This window comes from Cupriavidus sp. YR651, assembly GCF_900101625.1.
GTDB lineage: Bacteria > Pseudomonadota > Gammaproteobacteria > Burkholderiales > Burkholderiaceae > Cupriavidus.
The window spans coordinates 73,931-90,253 of the sequence record NZ_FMYZ01000008.1; the positions used below are offsets into that span (position 1 = coordinate 73,931).

15 protein-coding genes are annotated in these 16,323 nt (G+C 66.4%); 3 read left to right on the forward strand and 12 right to left on the reverse strand.

From position 1 onward, the window contains the following. Positions 1 to 124: 124 nt before the first annotated feature. Entirely contained in the window at positions 125 to 1,615 is a 1,491-nt protein-coding gene (locus BLR29_RS21340) for an AMP nucleosidase (RefSeq protein ID WP_092139307.1), read from the reverse strand. 245 nt (positions 1,616 to 1,860) lie between these two features. On the opposite strand from BLR29_RS21340, the gene BLR29_RS21345 reads away from it, so the two are divergent. Continuing rightward, positions 1,861 to 2,250, forward strand: coding sequence for a GNAT family N-acetyltransferase (locus tag BLR29_RS21345; RefSeq protein ID WP_092139309.1), 390 nt, complete (start codon positions 1,861 to 1,863; stop codon positions 2,248 to 2,250). A gap of 58 nt (positions 2,251 to 2,308) precedes the next feature. Here BLR29_RS21345 and BLR29_RS21350 read toward each other — a convergent pair whose 3' ends face one another. Continuing rightward, positions 2,309 to 3,052: an NADPH-dependent F420 reductase gene (locus BLR29_RS21350; protein ID WP_176861017.1), complete on the reverse strand. Its 744-nt coding sequence runs from the start codon at positions 3,050 to 3,052 to the stop codon at positions 2,309 to 2,311. Positions 3,053 to 3,279: 227 nt separating this feature from the next. Here BLR29_RS21350 and BLR29_RS21355 point away from each other — a divergent pair, with 227 nt between their 5' ends. Continuing rightward, positions 3,280 to 5,355 carry a ParB/Srx family N-terminal domain-containing protein gene (locus BLR29_RS21355; RefSeq protein ID WP_092139311.1) on the forward strand — a complete coding sequence of 692 codons (2,076 nt, stop codon included), beginning with the start codon at positions 3,280 to 3,282 and terminating at the stop codon, positions 5,353 to 5,355. A 110-nt stretch (positions 5,356 to 5,465) separates the two neighbouring features. Here BLR29_RS21355 and BLR29_RS21360 read toward each other — a convergent pair whose 3' ends face one another. Genes BLR29_RS21360 through BLR29_RS21370 form a run of 3 tightly spaced genes read right to left on the reverse strand, consistent with a single transcriptional unit; the run spans position 5,466 to position 8,219 of the window. After that, a complete protein-coding gene (locus BLR29_RS21360) occupies positions 5,466 to 6,443 on the reverse strand; it encodes a Bug family tripartite tricarboxylate transporter substrate binding protein (protein ID WP_092139313.1) in 978 nt (325 codons plus the stop codon). A 50-nt stretch (positions 6,444 to 6,493) separates the two neighbouring features. Further along, positions 6,494 to 6,838, reverse strand: a complete 345-nt coding sequence (locus tag BLR29_RS21365) for an AtuA-related protein (protein WP_092139663.1) — start codon at positions 6,836 to 6,838, stop codon at positions 6,494 to 6,496. A 19-nt stretch (positions 6,839 to 6,857) separates the two neighbouring features. After that, positions 6,858 to 8,219 carry an acyclic terpene utilization AtuA family protein gene (locus BLR29_RS21370; protein WP_092139315.1) on the reverse strand — a complete coding sequence of 454 codons (1,362 nt, stop codon included), beginning with the start codon at positions 8,217 to 8,219 and terminating at the stop codon, positions 6,858 to 6,860. 130 nt (positions 8,220 to 8,349) lie between these two features. Here BLR29_RS21370 and BLR29_RS21375 point away from each other — a divergent pair, with 130 nt between their 5' ends. Continuing rightward, on the forward strand, positions 8,350 to 9,273 hold the full coding sequence (locus BLR29_RS21375) for a LysR family transcriptional regulator (protein WP_092139317.1): 924 nt from the start codon (positions 8,350 to 8,352) through the stop codon (positions 9,271 to 9,273). A gap of 14 nt (positions 9,274 to 9,287) precedes the next feature. On the opposite strand, the gene BLR29_RS21380 is transcribed toward BLR29_RS21375, so the two are convergent. The 7 genes from BLR29_RS21380 to BLR29_RS21410 form a co-directional block, all read right to left on the reverse strand. Next, complete coding sequence (locus tag BLR29_RS21380) at positions 9,288 to 10,073, reverse strand: SDR family oxidoreductase (RefSeq protein WP_092139319.1); 786 nt, start codon at positions 10,071 to 10,073, stop codon at positions 9,288 to 9,290. Between the two features lie 145 nt (positions 10,074 to 10,218). Beyond that, the gene (locus BLR29_RS21385) at positions 10,219 to 11,358 is read right to left on the reverse strand and encodes an ABC transporter substrate-binding protein (protein WP_092139321.1); all 1,140 of its coding nucleotides are present in this window, start codon (positions 11,356 to 11,358) and stop codon (positions 10,219 to 10,221) included. Positions 11,359 to 11,666: 308 nt separating this feature from the next. Beyond that, positions 11,667 to 12,179, reverse strand: a complete 513-nt coding sequence (locus tag BLR29_RS21390; protein ID WP_092139323.1) for a DUF1269 domain-containing protein — start codon at positions 12,177 to 12,179, stop codon at positions 11,667 to 11,669. Positions 12,180 to 12,334: 155 nt separating this feature from the next. Then, positions 12,335 to 13,768, reverse strand: coding sequence for a coiled-coil domain-containing protein (locus tag BLR29_RS21395; protein WP_092139325.1), 1,434 nt, complete (start codon positions 13,766 to 13,768; stop codon positions 12,335 to 12,337). A gap of 78 nt (positions 13,769 to 13,846) precedes the next feature. Continuing rightward, entirely contained in the window at positions 13,847 to 15,133 is a 1,287-nt protein-coding gene (locus BLR29_RS21400) for a hypothetical protein (RefSeq protein ID WP_143018494.1), read from the reverse strand. Between the two features lie 9 nt (positions 15,134 to 15,142). Continuing rightward, a complete protein-coding gene (locus BLR29_RS21405) occupies positions 15,143 to 15,838 on the reverse strand; it encodes a C39 family peptidase (RefSeq protein WP_092139329.1) in 696 nt (231 codons plus the stop codon). Further along, the gene (locus BLR29_RS21410) at positions 15,835 to 16,269 is read right to left on the reverse strand and encodes a hypothetical protein (protein ID WP_092139331.1); all 435 of its coding nucleotides are present in this window, start codon (positions 16,267 to 16,269) and stop codon (positions 15,835 to 15,837) included. The genes BLR29_RS21405 and BLR29_RS21410 overlap by 4 nt, the downstream gene beginning before the upstream one ends. Between the last annotated feature and the right edge of the window lie 54 nt (positions 16,270 to 16,323).

Here is a 16,323-nt window from a genome sequence, read left to right on the forward strand (position 1 = left end):
TGAACTGCGGGGCGGGCGGCGGCTTCCGGCGTCTTCACGGCGGGCTCCTTGTTGGCTTGATCTGGCCTTCACGGTAGCGCCGCCTCGCGGTCCGCGCACTCCGCCGCTTGCTTTTGAATTCTGCTCAGCGGAACGCGGGCTCGTCGAAGCTGCGCAGCTTGCGCGAATGCAGCTCCTCCACCCCGTTCTCACGCAGGATGCGTATCGCCTCGAGGCCGATCGTCATATGCTGGCTGACGCGCTGCCGATAGAAGGCATTGGCCATGCCGCGCAGCTTGAGCTCGCCGTGTAGCGGCTTGTCCGATACGCAAAGCAGCGTCCCGTATGGCACCCGCAGCCGGAACCCGTTGGCGGCCACCGCCGCGCTTTCCATATCGATGGCGATGGCGCGCGACTGGTTGAAGCGCGCATACAGCGCCTTGGATTTCAGCTCCCAGTTGCGGTCGTCCGTCGACACCACGGTGCCGGTGCGCATGCGGGTCTTCATTTCGTTGCCGGACAGTCCGGTCACGCGCGCCACGGCCTCTTGCAGCGCCACCTGGATTTCGGCGATCGGCGGCACGGGCACCCATGGCGGCAAGTCGTGGTCGAGCACGTGATCGTCCCGCACATAGGCGTGCGCCAGCACATAGTCGCCCAGTTGCTGGGACCGGCGCAGACCACCGCAGTGGCCCACCATCAGCCAGCAATGCGGCCGCAGCACGGCCAGGTGGTCCGTCATCGTCTTGGCGTTGGACGGCCCCACGCCGATGTTGACCAGCGTCACGCCAAGCTTGTCCTCGCGTACCAGGTGATAGGCCGGCATCTGCGGCAGCGCACGCGGATGGGCGCCCTCGTCGGGTTCGGGCCCGCCGACTTCCTGCGTCACGTCGCCGGGCTCGACAAACTGCACGTAGCCGTCGCCACCATCGGCCGCCATCAGCGACCGGCCCAGCGTGACGAACTCATCGACATAACGCTGATAGTTCGTGAACAACACGAAACGCTGGAAGTGCTGCGGCGCCGTGCCGGTGTAGTGGTAGAGCCGCTGCAGCGCCAGGTCCACGCGCTCCGCCGAGAACAGCGAGAGCGGCCACGCCTCGCCGGGCGTAGGCTCGTAGGTGCCGTTGGCGATGGAGTCGTCGATGCGGCTCAGCTCCGGCAACACGAACGATGCCTCGAGCTCGCGGGCCTGCGTGTAGCTGATGTCCGTCGTCGAGGCTTCGATCACGAACGGCAGCGGAATCGGCCGGCGCGAGAGTCCCACTACGACAGGCACGCGGTGATAACGCATCAGGCGTTCGATCTGATCGCGGTAGTAGTCCCACAGCAGGTCCGGTCGCGTGACGGTGGTGCCATAGACACCGGGATAGGCCACCGTGCCCCAGGAAGGCCGGCTGTCCGTCACCATGGTTTCCAGGTTGACCGAAATGCCAAGGTACGGGTAGCACGCATGCGCCGCGGAAGGCAGCGGTTTGCCTTTCGCAAACGCATCGAAGCGCGTACGTATGGCGGCAACCGAGCTGTCGTAAATCTCGCGAATGCGGGCCAGCGCGCTGTCCGCGTCGGAGAACTCGGCCAACTGATCGGCCGGGTGGGCGGAAGAGAAGATCGAGGCGTTCATGGCAGTCATCATACCGCGCGCTCCCTGCGCGTGGCGTTTCCCGATTGCGATGTTGCGGCGATGAGCACGATGCAGTGTGCGCGGGCTCACGCTCATGGTGAACAGGCACGATTGTTTGACGCCGCTGCATCGGCTTCGCTACACTCTGTCGCCAATCGCGCGGCACATCGCGTATTCGTGGCGTAGTCGTCGCGTATCCCCCACTTTCGGCGGGGGTCGCCGACATGCGCCCCTGGAATTGGCAGGAGGAGTCGTCGATGGAAATCCGTAACCCGTTGCCCGCAGACATCGAGGCGGCCAGGCGTCTGTTGGCCGCCAACGGGTGGGAACAACGGGTCGGCAATCCGGAACGCTTCGCGCAACTGATTGCCAACTCGCAACGCGTGGCGGTAGCGGTGGAAAACGGTGAAGTCATCGGTTTTGCACGCGCGCTCTGCGACGATATCTCCAACGGCTACATCTCCGTGGTCGCCGTCGCGCCGATGCACCGGCGCCGAGGCATTGGCCGCGCGCTGCTGCGCCACGTCATGGGCAACGACCCCGACATCACCTGGGTGCTCCGCGCAACCCGGTCTTCCGAGGCCGCGTTCTTCGGCCAGCTTGGCTTCACGCCATCGATGGTGGCGATGGAGTGGCGCCGCAGATAGCGCGGCAACAGGTGGCGACAAAGGGCGTCGACAACGAACGACGACGACCCCGATGCGGCTACTGCGCCATGGCGCGCCGGAACTCGTCGGCCGTGCCGACCTGATGGAACAGCTTGCCACCGGGCGCGAAGCGCTCCGCGCTGGACAGCCCACCCACCACCACCGGTTCGAACCCCGCATCGCGCACCAGTTGCGCGGCCACCGTCAGCGCGGCGGCGTCATTACCTGCCATTGGCACGGCCATCGGCGCACCCTTGCGATGGCTCTCGCGCGCAAAATCCCCGGCGCTGGTGAAATTGAACACACGCACGATGCGCGCGCCCGGCAGGTACTTGGCCGTGGTGGCACCGATGCCATTGGCCTTGACCTCTTCGACGATCGCGCCATCGCGCGGTGACACCGCATTGGTGGCATCGAGCACGATCTTGCCCTGCCACGTGCCTTGCTTGCCGACGTCGGGCACCGCGCCATAGGGCACGGCCAGCAACAGCACATCGGCAAATGCCAGCGCCTGTGCCACGGTGCCTGCCTGCGCCAGCGGGCCGAGCGGGTCGATCATCGGCTTGAGGGATTCCGGATGGCGCGACGAGAACATCACCGGATGACCCGCCTTCACCCACAGGCCGCCGATCGTGCCACCGATGCGCCCCGACCCGATCACGCCGATTCTGGATTTGCCCCCGCCAGCCTTCTGCGCCAGCGCCGGCATCCCGGCCATCGCTCCCAGGGCGCCAACGGCCCCCATCACCAGCACCCGACGCCGAGCCTGGCAAATGCGAAAGTCATCGCGTATCTGCGCCATGGTCTGCCTCCAACGGTTCCGATCTAGTCACTCTAGGCGAAATCCGCACGCACGGCGGCCACCCGGCGCCTCCTTCCTGGCCCCACCCTCCCACTCCCCCGCCCCGCTTCAGCGGGGTCGCATCGCAAGCAGGTTGTCACAGACCGGTCATGGACCCTGCCTAGACTGGCGCGCGGCCAAGTGCCGCGTACGGCGCACGCCAGACAACAACAACGCGCGAGGGAAATATGGGAAGCAGGACGAGGAACATCACGGGTGAAGGGCAACGCGTCATGCGCATGGCCGCATTGGCGTTGATGACGACGACGCTGGTCGCATGCGGTGGCGATGACACGTCGGCCAGCACCGGCAACGGGGGCAACGCCTCGCAGCCCGCGGCCGTGACCCCGCTGTCAGGCGGGGCGCTCTACGTCGGCGCCGTGAGCTTTGGCGACACGGTTTCCGTCGAACTCGACAAGCCTGCCGCGGGGCAACTGACGCTGCGTTTCCTCGATTCGCGTTTCGGCCTGGCGGGCACGCTGGTCGGCCAGTACGCGATGGACGGCAGCACCTATCGGGTAACGGGCCTTGCCGCCACCGGCACGGGCGTACCCGCCTCGCTTGCCGCCGCGGCTTCGGCCATCACGTTCACGTTCACGCTCGATGACGGCGTGCTGTCCGGCGCGCTGGGCCAGGTGCCCAACGTCAAGGCTGGCAACGGCGCGCTGCTGCAAGGCTATATCTCCGCCGCCAACCGCGGCGCCCAGCTGGCGGACATCGCCGGCACCTACAGCTACCTGCGCCAGACCGGCGATGCCGCCAGCGCTGGCCAGCTCGGCATTGCCGCCGATGGCACCGTGCGCGTCTGCGCGGGCCTGGGCTACAGCGCGACCTGCGCGGGCGGCCAGGTCGGGCAGCTGGTCGCGGACGCCGACCAGGCACGATACCCCGGCGCCTTTGCATTGACGCTGGCGGGCAACAAGGTGGGCCGCGTCTTCATCGGCAAGCAACAGAACCAGACCGCGCTCTTCGTCGATGAAACCGGCGCCAGCGCCGACGCGGCCACCGGCAACTGGGTGGTGCGTCCGGCAACGTCCGTGGCGGCGAACGCCATGGACGGCGACTGGATCTGCGCGGAACCCGAGCTCGACGACAAGAACGCATCGACGGGCCGTACCCGCCGCAACATGGTCTCCGTGGCCCGCACCACGCTGGCCGCGGACAACATCCCCGTGGATGTGGCACTCGCCTACAACACCGCCGCGGGCAGCGCCGCCAATGGCCTGGTATCGGGCGCCTGGCAGGCCACGGCCAACGGCTCCTCGCAAACGGCCGCGCTGGCATGGCTGCCGGTCAGCGGCAAGCTCGCCTACCAGGTACGCCAGGTGCCGGGCAGCACGCGCGTCCTGCCGGCCGTCTGCACGCCCTTGCCCGCACCGACGCCGGTCACGACCTACCTGTCGGCCGCTGCCGGCCAGAACATTCTGGTCACGCTGGCGGACCTGCGCCCGACGCAGCCGGCCATCGGCCGCGACCAGATCTACTACAAGCTGGGCCGCTATGCCGCCGATCCGGCCAAGCGCTTCGACGATGCCTGCGAGGCGAACGGTCAGAACAAGACCAAGACATCGGATGCCAACTCCCGCCTGGACGACCTTTCCACATTCACGTGCACGAAGGCCGTCGCCGAAAAACCCGCGGACATGAAGACGCTGGTGGTGGGCCCCTACGGCGAGCCGTACCTGACCGATGGGCACCACACGTTCACGTCGATCTGGGAAGCCAGCAGCGGCGGCCCGCAGGCGAAGATGTGGGTACGCGTGCAGGACAACCTGTCCAATCTGAACCGCGCCACGTTCTTCCGCACGCTGCGCGAGCGCAAGCTGATCTGGTCCCGGGATGGCGACAATCGCCCGGCCTATCCGGCCGACCTGCCGCGCTCCCTTGGCCTGAAGAACGGCCTGGGCAACGACCCGTACCGTGCGCTGGTGTACTTCACGCGCGATATCGGCTACACGCAGCTGGCGGACGCCACCGAGTTTACGGAGTTCTACTGGGGCGACTGGCTGCGTACGGTGGTCGACCTGAAGACCGTAAACCTGGATGACAACGCCAGCTATCTGGCTGCCGTGCACACGGCCGCTGGCGCGATGGTGACGCTGGCACCGGATGCGACCGTCAGCAACGGCAAGACCGCTGCCGCGCTCGGCAGGCTCGAAACGCTGAACGAGACCGAGTTCACGGCGCTGTCCCAACCGGTCGGCACCGCCAAGCCCGGCAAGCTGCCCTATGCGGTGGCATACCGATTGGCGCTAAAGCCATAGCCATGGCGCCCGCCAGCGCGCGGGCGTACCCGTTTCTGCGTGGCTGAAAACGAAAAAGGAGCACCGTGGTGCTCCTTTTTCCATTCATGCGTAACAAGCTGGACTGCGATTTACTCCGGCTGGATATTCGCCGCCTTGATGATGCGGCCCCATTTGGCCGATTCCTGTCCCTGGAATTTCGCCAGTTCGGCAGGCGTGCTGGTGAACACCTCGGTGCCGGTGGACTGGTAGAAGTTGGCTGCGGTATCGCTCTTCGCTGCCTTCACCAGCATCTGGTTGAGCTTGTTGACGACAGCTGCTGGCGTGTTGGCCGGCGCGTACGCCGCGAACCAGTAGCTCATCTCGTAGCCCTTCACGCCCGACTCGTCGATCGTCGGCACATCCGGCGCCAGCGGGGAACGCGACTTGCCCGACACGCCCAGCGCGCGCAGCTTGCCCGTCTTGACCTGCGGCAGACCGGTGGCGGTGTCCGTGATCATCATCTGGATCTGGTTGCCCAGCAGGTCGGTGATCGCCAGCGGATTGCTCTTGTACGGCACGTGCAGCAGCTGCACGTGGGCCATCTGCTGGAACAGTTCGCCAGCAATGCGCGACGACGAGCTGCCACTGCCGAAGCTCAGCTTGCCCGGGTCCTTCTTGGCCAGCGCGATGAACTCGCCCACCGTCTTCGCCGGCAATTGCGGGTTGACCACCATGATCTGGCCCCCACGACCCAGCGCCGTCACGGGCGTGTAGTCCTTCACCGGGTCGTACGGCAGCTTCTTGAACAGATGCTCGTTGGCCGCATGCGTGGTGTTGGTGGTGATCAGCACCGTATAGCCATCCGGGCTGGCCTTCGCGACGTCGCTGGCCGCGATGAAACCGTTTGCGCCCGGCTTGTTGTCCACCACCACCGTGACCTTGGTGTCCAGCGTCACCGCCTGGCCGATGGCACGCGCCAGCTGGTCCGTCGCACTGCCGGCCGCAAACGGCACGACAAAGCGAATCGGCTTGTCTGGATACTCGGCCCACGCGCTGCCGGCGGGCAAGGCAAGGCACGCGAACGTGGCAAGGGCGGCGATGGCGAGCGGCCTGCGGAATCCGTACATCGTTGTCTCCTGGAATCGTTGATCGTTGTGAGAGTGAAATGGCCCGGCAATCAGGGGGTGCCGCCGGCAAGCCGGGGAGGCAGGGGAATCGTCATGCCCAGCAGCAGGAACGCAAGCGCCTTGCCGTGCGTGTCGAGATTCAGTGCATCGTTGACGCCGCCATCCAGCACGCCGTCGATAACGAAATTCATGGCCTGGATCGACGGCACGACATAGCGCGTGACCGCCCGTGGCCGGCGATGAGCGAACAGCGCGCGCACGGCGTCCTCGGTGACGTGCGCGACCAGGTGGTCGAAGTCGCGTGCGTCATAGGCAATCACGCTGATGTTGGAGCGGTCACCCTTGTCGCCGGTGCGGCCATGGGCAAACTGGTACAGCGGCGCGATGTCGGTCATGGCGTCCTCGGGCATTCGGTCAGGCAATCAAGGTGTGGCCGGGCGATACGGCGTCGCGCGGCACGAGGCACGACATCGCATTGAGCCGCGTGCGCAGCGCGGTGCGCACGCCGCCGCCGCCGGCCGGGCCACAGGTATAGAGCGCATTGACTTCGCGCAGCAGCGCCTGGGCCACCGCCTTGTCCTCGTGCGCCAGCGCGGCGCGCAGACGCACGTCCCGGGCATCGGCCTCGCCCGGTTGCGGCGCGGCCAGCATCGCGCCGCCATCGTCGGCGAATACGCTCAACACGCCGATCAGGTCGAAGCGAATCGGCACATCGTGACCCAGGCCCTGCATCCGCTTCAGAAGGATGTCCGCGGCCAGACGGGCCCGCGCGGCGGCGTTGGGGCCGGCGTAGGAGATCTCGCCCTCCGCGAACCATCCACCCTGGTAGAACAGGTTGGCCTTGAGCTGATCCGGCCGCGCGTGGCCGCGGATGTTGCGCACGGCCACGCGGTCCGGGCCGATCTGCTCCACGGTCACATTGCCGATGTCGGCCACCACGTCGGGCGTCAGGTAGGCGGAGGGATCGTGCACCTCGTACAGCAACTGCTCTTTCACCGTGCGCAGGTCCACGCAGCCGCCGGTGTTGGCGGCCTTGAAGATTTCGATGCCGCCATCGGCGTCGAGTCGCGCGATCGGGAAACCCACCGCGTGCAGATCCGGTACGTCCTTCATGCCCGGGTCCGCGAAATAGCCGCCGCTGACCTGGGCGCCGCACTCCAGCAAGTGACCGGCCATGGTGGCCGCCGCAAGGCGATCCCAGTCGTCCCACGCCCAGTCGAAATGCGCCATGGCGGGACCGACGGCCAGCGCGGGATCGGCCACACGGCCGCAGACCACCACCTGCGCGCCGTCGCGGATCGCCTCGGCAATGCCGCGTGCGCCGATATAGGCGTTGGCGCAGACAAAGCGCGACTCGGGAAAGGATTCGCCGACGATGCCTCGCAGCAGGGCGCGACCCGCGTCGTGCGACAGGTCATCGCCCTCCACCACCGCCACGCGCGGCGCGGGCAGACCCAGTTCGGCCGCCAGCGCGGCAATGCGGCGAGCCGCGGCGCGCGGATTGGCCGCGCCAAAGTTGCCGATGATGGGAATGCCGTTGGCCAGGCACAGCCCCAGCACCGGCGTCAGCAATTGGTCCAGCAGTGGCTCGTAGCCGTGCTCGGGGTCGCTGCGGCGCGCCAGCTGCGCCAGCGCCAGCGTGCGCTCGGCCAACGTCTCGAAAATCAGCGCCGCAGGCCCGCCAGCGGCGATCAGCGTACGCACCACCGGCAAGGCGGCGTCGATGCGGTCGCCGGAAAATCCGGCGCCAGATCCGATCAGCAGGGGGACGGTCATGGGCGTTCGCATGGGAGAGATAACGGCGATCTCATTCTAGGTCGCCACGCTCCAGTCAAAAAACGGATTATTTGGATTAATCTATCGACAATCCGGATCAATCAAAGCCGCCCGCAGGACGGCGCCCCCCATGATCACGAACCTGTCGGTCAAGCACTTGCGCGCCTTCGTGGCGCTGGCCACGCACCGCAACTTCACCCGCGCGGCGCGGGCGTGCCATTTGTCCCAGTCGGCCTTCAGCACGGTGGTGCAGACCCTGGAGGAGCAGGCCGGCATCCGCCTGTTCGAACGCACCACGCGGCACGTGGAGCTGAGCGCGGACGGACGCCGCTTCGAGGAAGTGGCGCGGCGGTTGCTCGCGGATTTCGAGGCAGCCTTCGAGGACTTGCGCGACCACGCGGAACGCCGCAAGGGCCGCGTGGCCATCGCCGCGCTGCCCTCGCTGGCCGGAGGCGACCTGCCGCCATTGCTGGCCGACTTCCACCGCCGCTATCCCGGCATTTCGCTGGAGCTCCACGACCAGCTCGCCGATGGCTGCATCGATATGGTCCGCCGCGGGCAAGCGGATTTCGCGCTGGCGCCGGCCCCGGCACAGGACGCCGACCTGCGCGTCGAAGCGCTCGTGCATGACAACTTCCATCTGGTCTGCCCCGCCGACCACCCGCTGGCCAACCGCCGCCGCATCGCGCCACAGGCGCTGGCGGGGTTGCCGTTCATCCAGCTATCGCGGACCAGCAGCGTGCGGCAGCACCTGGATGCGGCGCTGCATCCGCTCAGACTGCATGGGGTGATGGAGGTGGAGCACCTGGCCACCGTGGCGGCGCTGGTGGAGGCGGGGTTGGGTGTGTCCGTGGTGCCGGCGCTGGCCTTGTTCCAGTTTCGCCGCGAGGGGCTGGCGATACGGCCCATGCAAATGCCATCGCTGGTGCGCGACATCTGCCTGGTGCGGCTGCGCGAGCGAAGCGACTCGGCCGCCGCGGTGGCCATGATCGAATGCGTGCGCGCGCACTTCAAGCCCGCAAAGGGCCGCGCGCCGGCGACGGCATCGTCCTGACCTGATCGCCCGGCCTAGAAATGGCCCAGATAGCCGCCGTCGACCGCCAGCACCTGGCCCGTGACGTAGGACGCGGCAGGCGAGGCGAGGAACACGACGGCGCCCGCCACCTCATCCGGCTGGCCCCATCGGCCCAGCGAGGTCCGGTTGCGCAGCCACTCGGCCACGGTCTCGTCGGCGACCATCGACTGGTTGGGTTCGGTGGCGAAGTAACCCGGTGCCACCGCGTTGACGGTGATGCCCTGCCGCCCGAGGTCGGCTGCCATGGCCCGCGTCAGCGCATCCAGGCCGCCCTTGGTGGCGGGATACAGCACGTCATTGGCGCGCGCCACCTGTCCGGCGATCGAGGTCACGTTGACGATGCGTCCATACTGGCCGCGCTGCATCAGCTGCGCGGCGTGCCGGCACAGCGCATAGGGCGCGACGAGATTGGTTTCGAGCATCGCGCGCAGGTCGCCGGCATCGAGGTGTGCCATCGAATTCCGGTTACGCGCGCCGGCATTGTTGACGAGGATATCGAGCCGGCCATGACGCGCCGCGATGCCGGCAAACGCCTCGGTTACGGCGCCCTCGTCGGTGATGTCGAGCGGAATCGCTTCGGCACTGCCGCCACGGGCGACAAGTTGCGTGACGGCGTCGGCAACGCGCTGGCCGTTGCGCGCACAGACCAGCACGTGCGCGCCGGCATCGGCCAGCCCTGCGGCGATCGCCAGGCCAAGGCCCTGCGCACCGCCAGTCACCAGTGCGACGCGGCCTGCGAGGGAAAACGGGGAAGGGGACGCTGCGGTAGGAATTGCCATCCGGCAACTATACCGCAGCGCACCAGCGGGAAAGACGCCCGCCGAAGGTGAGGCGGCCCCTTGGGGTGGGCCGCTTGCCAGGTTCGATTGCGCGTGGTGAATCGACCCGGCGGATCAGCTCAGTGAATCAACTCAGCGGATCAACTCAGCGGATCAGCTTGCCCGTCGACGAGACGATCGACATTTCCACGAATGACGAGCCCGTGTGGCGCGTGGCGCTGTAGCTGATCAGGATGCCGCCGAGGTCGTAGTCGCGCAGGCCTTCCAGCGCGGCGATCAGCCTCTCGCGCGTGGGCTCCGGTCCGGCGCGGCGCAATCCCTCCACCAGCACCTTGGCCGACATGAAGCCTTCCATGCCCGCGTTGCTGGCTTCCACGTTCTGCGCCTTGGCCATGCTGCGATATTCGCTGGCGATGCTCATCTGGCTGGAGTTCATGCCGGGCACCACCTGCGTGATGATCAGGCCACGGCCGTCGTCCGCCAGTTCCTTGATGAAGGAATCCGCCGCGTTGTTGGAGAGCGTGACGAACTGCGCCTGGCTACCCGCCTTCTTCATTTCCTTGATGATCCTGGCCGCTTCGGAGCCGGACCCGATCACCATCACGGCCTGCGGGCTGGACTTGTTGACGTTGGCCACGCCCTGGCTGATGTCGCCCATCGGCCGGTTGAACGACGCCGCCGCCGCTGGCTGCACGCCGCGTGCCTGCAGCGCGGTGGTGAAGCCTTCGAACACATCCTGCCCGAAACCGTCGTTGGCATAGAAGATGGCAATCCGGCTCATGCCGGACGTCGCCAGGTGGTTGATCGCACGCGCCACCTCGTCCTGGTACTTCGCGCGGACGTTGAACACGTAGCGATTGACCGGACGGTGCAGCGTGATGGCACCCGTGAGCGGCGCGATCAGCGGCACCTTCTCCGTCGCGATGATCGGCAGGATGCTTTCGTTCTGCGGCGTGCCGCGCACCATGAACAGCGCGAACACCTTGTCTTCGTGGATGAGCTTGCGCACATTGTCCGGCGTGCGCTTGGCGTCGAAGCCGTCGTCGTAGGTCACCAGCTCGATGCGGCGGCCGCCGACGCCGCCGTTGGCATTGATCGTCTTCAGGTAGACCTGCGCGCCGGCGATCTGCTCCTTGACGGAACCCGCCACCGGACCGGTGACGCCGGCCGACTGGCCGATGCGGATGGTGCTCTTGCTGATGCCCGGGTCAGCGTGCGCCGCCATCGGCGTGACAAACCCCAGCGTGGCAGCAATCATGCCCCACGCAAATCGTCTTGCGTTCATTGTTGACCCCTCCAGAAGCGCCCGCGTGACTAGTAATTTTTTTCCGCTGCGTGCCGCGCCAGAGCGTCCGGAAGATGCCCGTGCGACGTTTCGGAAGGTACCTCATCAGAGGTATTTGTTCAAACCATGGCGGGGGAGGGGTGTTGCTGCGGCAGCACACCGTGGCCAGAAGGCTCCGGTTATGGCCTGGTGTGGCCGCAGCAAGGCGCGCGATAGCACGTGCGCCGGAGCGCGCCATAAGGGCGCGTCAGGGAAAAGCAGAACAGGCGGGGCAGTCCTGGCCGATCGCGGCCAATTCCAGCCAGCGCTCAGGGGAACGCCGGCACCGCCGGATCCATGCCGGCAAACCTGGCTTCCGGATGGGCCTTCTGCAGCAGGGCTTCGATCTCTTCGCACCGGCCACGCGGCACATCCACCATCAGCAGCAGCTTGCCCGCCTCGATGTCCTTCTCGAATCCTCGCAATCGGCTGTTGGGGGCCGAGCTGCCGATCATGCTCGATGCCCATGCGCCAAATACCGCGCCGAGCACGGCCAGCACGCCGACCAAACCCCACTGCGGCGTGTCGCTGACAATCGGGAACATCGCAACGACCACCCCCGCCACGATCCCGACGCCACCGCCCACCATCAGCCCCATTTCGGCGGCGTGGACGATGTCCGAGGTCTGGAACAGGTTGGCTTCATGCAATCCGGTCATGTCGGAACCGTCGCGTGCCACGAAGTGGATGTGACTGTTCTCGATGCGAGCCAGCAGCAAGTCGTCCATGGTGCGTTGGGCGCTCGCCAGGTCGGGCAACAACCAGAAGATGCGTTTGCGCATGACTTGTCTCCTCTGTCAGGCCGCCCCGGTATGGGTCATCCGTCTGCGGGACGGGTTAGGTTCTTTCTACTCTGTTCGTGGCACGAGTGCAAGGCGGCGGCGCCGGCAACAGGTTTCAAGCAGACCGCGCGTCACCCGGGCTGGCCGCCATCCCATCAGAATGTGATTGGCAGGCGCACATTGACCTGCAGATCGGGCGTGTCCCGGGTGAGCCCGGCACCGACCGAAACGTTAAGCGTGTAGCGCGGGCTGAACCGGTATGAATAGCCGACCAGCAGCGTGCCCTGCGTGACCCGGACCGAGCCCGGCACCGTCTGGCCGTTCTGCTTGATCGGCCAGATGATGCTCTGATCGTAGCCAATACTGAACGAGGCGTGCTCGTTGAGCGAGAGGCCGATGCCCAGGCTGAAGCCAAAGATGTCTCCCGGCGCGATCTTGCCGAGGTTCTCCTTCTCGCCGTTCAACACGGTGCGGCTGACGTTGTCACGCGCGAAGTTATGCAGGTAGCTGAAGGTGCCGAAGAACACCGCGGGATCGCTCGGCAGCAGCCACGTGACACCCGGCTGGATCGCCTGGAAGCCGGTGCCGGTAGGCAACCCCAGCGGCAGCCCCGTGCCCGTGGTATTGCCGACGCAACGCGTCACGCAATCGGTGACCACCTCGAACGGGTCCTTGCCGGTATTCGACTTGTAGCGCAGCCAGCCGATGAAGAACGGCATCCTCTCGTTGCCGTTGTTGAGCTGGTATCGCAGGGTCGCTTCCACGTCCCCCAGGCCGCTGCCGCTGGAGTTGAAGACGTTGTCGGTCGCGGTCCCCGTGAACACCTCGCGGCTGATGGTGGAGCCCGAGGTGTGCACGTAGGGCACCTTGGCTTCGATCTCCATCCGGTCGGTCAGGCCGTAGCGCATCGTGAACGTGCCGACGTACGAGGTCGTCTTGACCTCGCGCACATCGATCAGCCCGATCAGCACGGCCGGGATGACGGTGAAGCCCACCAGGGCGACGCGGTTGCTGGACGAGTAGCCGTATTGGAATCCCGGCTCGATCACGACCTTGCCTTTCGCCGTCAGCACACCGGGCTGATCGGTGATCGGCGCGATCTCGGGGGGGCGCGTCTCGGCCTGAGGTGGCTTGCCGACCGGCTCCTGCTCGCCGGCCTGCGCCACCGCGGGTTCAACCATCTGCGGGGGCGCGGAGCCCGGCTCGGGCGCGCCCTGCTGGGCGTTCTGCGGGGCGTCAGGGGAATTGGGAGCGTTGGGAGCGTCGGAGGTGCCAGCCGCCACGGCCGGCGCGGATTCTCCGGGTGCGGGCCCGGTGCCTGGCGGGCGCTGGCCGCCACGCTTTCTGGCCAGCGCCTCGGCGCCGACCACGCTGCGCAGCTCGCGGATCGTGGCTTCCTGCTCGGCCATCGCCCGCTTCATCGATTCAAGTGCCGCGGCCTGCGCGGCGAGTTCTTTCTTCAGTGCATCCAGCCGCGCCGCCGTGGGGCCTTCATCGGGCAGCGACTGGGCCTGCGTCAGCCCACTCAACAACACTAGCGTCGAGCAACCGGCAGCGTGCCGGAATCCATGCAGCGACGTGTTCTTCATGGCGTCTTCCTCCCCCCGGGACGGCGGACTGGTATTGCAGGAGCCCGCAACCTGCTCTACTGCCATGGCACCCTGGCACTACCTCCTTCCGGCCGAATTCAGCAGCGTATTGCTCAATGCGGAAGTCGCCACGGCCGAGCGATACGACTGCAAGGTATTGACCCCTGCGTCCAGCTTCATCAGGCTTTGAATCGTCTGGCCGTTAAGCGAGTTTTGTATAACTGTCGGTGCCGAATTCACCTGTGCACCCGCGGCGAACGCATTGTTCATCCCGCTCTGCACCACAAGGGCGCCATTGCCGTTGCCCAGCGCGGGACTATTCGCCAACTGGCCGGCAGCACCCGCAGCCCCATTGACATTCAACGGGGCCAGCACTGCCGACAACTGGCTTGCCTGCGCCGGCGTGATCTTGCCGATGTCGGGGATCATAACCCTCGTCGCCACGACCAGGTCACCGTTGATATACACGGCGCGTTCGATACCGAACGAAGCCTGCAATCCGCCCACATCGAAACCGCCGCGCAACTCGTCCAGCCGGTCCTCGACGACGGGCTTCCATGCGGCCATACGGCCGACACGACCGCCAGGGGCTGCCGGAGGGATGTCAGCGGCCGCACTGGCGGCAGGCCGTACGAGCTCGCTTGCCGGTTGCACGGCGACGACGGCATCCACCGGCATGGCTGTGCTGGCCGTCCCGGTCGACCGGGTCAGCGAGGGATCGAAGCCGCCGCGCATGACAGCAAGACGCTCATGCGCGACCGGCGCCGCACTGGCGACAATGACATCGGGGTCCGGCAGCGTGACGGCACTCACCTGATCGAGGCGGATGGCCGTGGGCACCGCCTCCGTGGCATCGGAACGCAAGTCCGCCGGCGCCTGCGCACCGGTCTCCGCTCCGACATCGCCCGCCTGCTGCACGTATGCATCGGTGGCGGGAGTTTCTTTGCCAGCCGGCGCGCTGGACGCTTCGGCCGCTTCGACCGATTCGGCAGGCACGGTGGCACCGGCATTGGCGGACGGCATCACCTGCCCGGTCACGCGGGCACGCACTGCCGAGACAACCACGGGGCAGGCGTTCTCGTCGAAGCCACCCCGCAATGCAGCAAGGTCTTCCTGGTCGACCGGCTTCCACCCGGCCATTGTCTCCGTTCCCCCGGTCACGGGGGCCAGGCGTTCATCCGGACCGGCACGAGCGGCTGGCGGCAGCGTCAGACCCGAGACGCCGGCAGCCTCCTCCGTTGACAACTCGCTGCCCCAGGCCGAACCCGCCGCGCAGACCAGTCCGGCGCCCACGAGCATTGCCGTGGCAGCGGACCGGTTTGCAACGCGCGAGGTCTGCGGGGGCCTCAAGGATGTCTTGCGCATTGTTATTCCTTAGAAATCAGGAACGCCATGCGGTGGCATGACGGTGAAGAACAAGCTGTCCCGATTGACTCCCATCCAGTAAGGCCCACTCGGCGATACGCGCCAGTCGGCATATTGATTGAATCGTGCCTGCTCTTCCCGGTTGTGAATCACGAAGAGCAGCTGGCTGTCCCAGATGCGTTCGAAATGCTCGCGCGTCAGGGCGCGTGTACCCATGGCGGGATCGCCCACCAGCACGCGATTGCCTTGTATCCCCTTGACCACCACGAAGTGGTGATAGCCGTTTTCCACGATCAGCACGATGGCCGGCACCTTCGCCTCTTCCAGCTTGGACAGCGGCAGTTCGTAGCCGTCGGCCAGGAAGCCGCGCGACTCGAGGAACCGCTTCATGTCCAGCAGCGAAAATCCCTCGTTCTGGATCTTCTGCTGGTCGCCGTGCACATACATGTCCCGGAACACGACCTGTTCACTGACGGGATAGCCGTACTGATAAGTCAGCAGGGTCGCCACGGCGGCTGAGCCGCAGCTGAAGTCGTATTGCTGCCGTATCGTGGTCTTGAAGCGCGCCTCCTTGAAGCTCGTTACCTTGACGCTGTATAGGTGGCCCGTGTTGTCGGGCACTATGGCGCTATCGGCACACGCGATGCGCGCGCCGGCGGATAACAGGATCAACGCCAGCAAGGCCGTCAACGGTCGCAATCTCATGGCGCGAACTGGACGTTGACGATGGTCCCGGTCTGGATCAGCACGTTGGAACCTGTGTTCTGGATCACGGTCGGGATGCCGATCGCATTGGCGAACGACGAGGCGGTAATGATGTTGTCTCCGGTCGGGGAATTGATTGCCCGGTTGTCGGCAACCGTCCCGTGCAGACGCATGTCGTTTACCACCACTTCAGCGCCCCCTCGGAGCGAATCCAGCTTGCTTTCGCCAACCGGCTTGCCAAGCGAGCCAAACGCACCACCCGCATGGCTGCGTGCCACAGGTTCCTCCTGGGCTGATTGCGGTGTGGATACAGCCGCGGCGGCCATCACTGGTGGCCCGGAGGGCTGCTGGGGTTCTGCACGGGCATGCACGCCCGGCCAGAACAGAATAGCCGTCGACAGGATGCCGACAGTAGTGCGGACCGATCCCATGGTGAGATCTCCTTCAGCGGACGGCGACTGACATGGCTTGCGTCCGGGTAGCCC

Bases quoted from the DNA above. Each gene is read 5' to 3' on its own strand.
- BLR29_RS21340 (WP_092139307.1), bottom strand. From the start codon at position 1,615: ATGATGACTGCCATGAACGCCTCGATCTTCTCTTCCGCCCACCCGGCC.
- BLR29_RS21345 (WP_092139309.1), top strand. From the start codon at position 1,861: ATGGAAATCCGTAACCCGTTGCCCGCAGACATCGAGGCGGCCAGGCGT.
- BLR29_RS21350 (WP_176861017.1), bottom strand. From the start codon at position 3,052: ATGGCGCAGATACGCGATGACTTTCGCATTTGCCAGGCTCGGCGTCGG.
- BLR29_RS21355 (WP_092139311.1), top strand. From the start codon at position 3,280: ATGGGAAGCAGGACGAGGAACATCACGGGTGAAGGGCAACGCGTCATG.
- BLR29_RS21360 (WP_092139313.1), bottom strand. From the start codon at position 6,443: ATGTACGGATTCCGCAGGCCGCTCGCCATCGCCGCCCTTGCCACGTTC.
- BLR29_RS21365 (WP_092139663.1), bottom strand. From the start codon at position 6,838: ATGACCGACATCGCGCCGCTGTACCAGTTTGCCCATGGCCGCACCGGC.
- BLR29_RS21370 (WP_092139315.1), bottom strand. From the start codon at position 8,219: ATGACCGTCCCCCTGCTGATCGGATCTGGCGCCGGATTTTCCGGCGAC.
- BLR29_RS21375 (WP_092139317.1), top strand. From the start codon at position 8,350: ATGATCACGAACCTGTCGGTCAAGCACTTGCGCGCCTTCGTGGCGCTG.
- BLR29_RS21380 (WP_092139319.1), bottom strand. From the start codon at position 10,073: ATGGCAATTCCTACCGCAGCGTCCCCTTCCCCGTTTTCCCTCGCAGGC.
- BLR29_RS21385 (WP_092139321.1), bottom strand. From the start codon at position 11,358: ATGAACGCAAGACGATTTGCGTGGGGCATGATTGCTGCCACGCTGGGG.
- BLR29_RS21390 (WP_092139323.1), bottom strand. From the start codon at position 12,179: ATGCGCAAACGCATCTTCTGGTTGTTGCCCGACCTGGCGAGCGCCCAA.
- BLR29_RS21395 (WP_092139325.1), bottom strand. From the start codon at position 13,768: ATGAAGAACACGTCGCTGCATGGATTCCGGCACGCTGCCGGTTGCTCG.
- BLR29_RS21400 (WP_143018494.1), bottom strand. From the start codon at position 15,133: ATGCGCAAGACATCCTTGAGGCCCCCGCAGACCTCGCGCGTTGCAAAC.
- BLR29_RS21405 (WP_092139329.1), bottom strand. From the start codon at position 15,838: ATGAGATTGCGACCGTTGACGGCCTTGCTGGCGTTGATCCTGTTATCC.
- BLR29_RS21410 (WP_092139331.1), bottom strand. From the start codon at position 16,269: ATGGGATCGGTCCGCACTACTGTCGGCATCCTGTCGACGGCTATTCTG.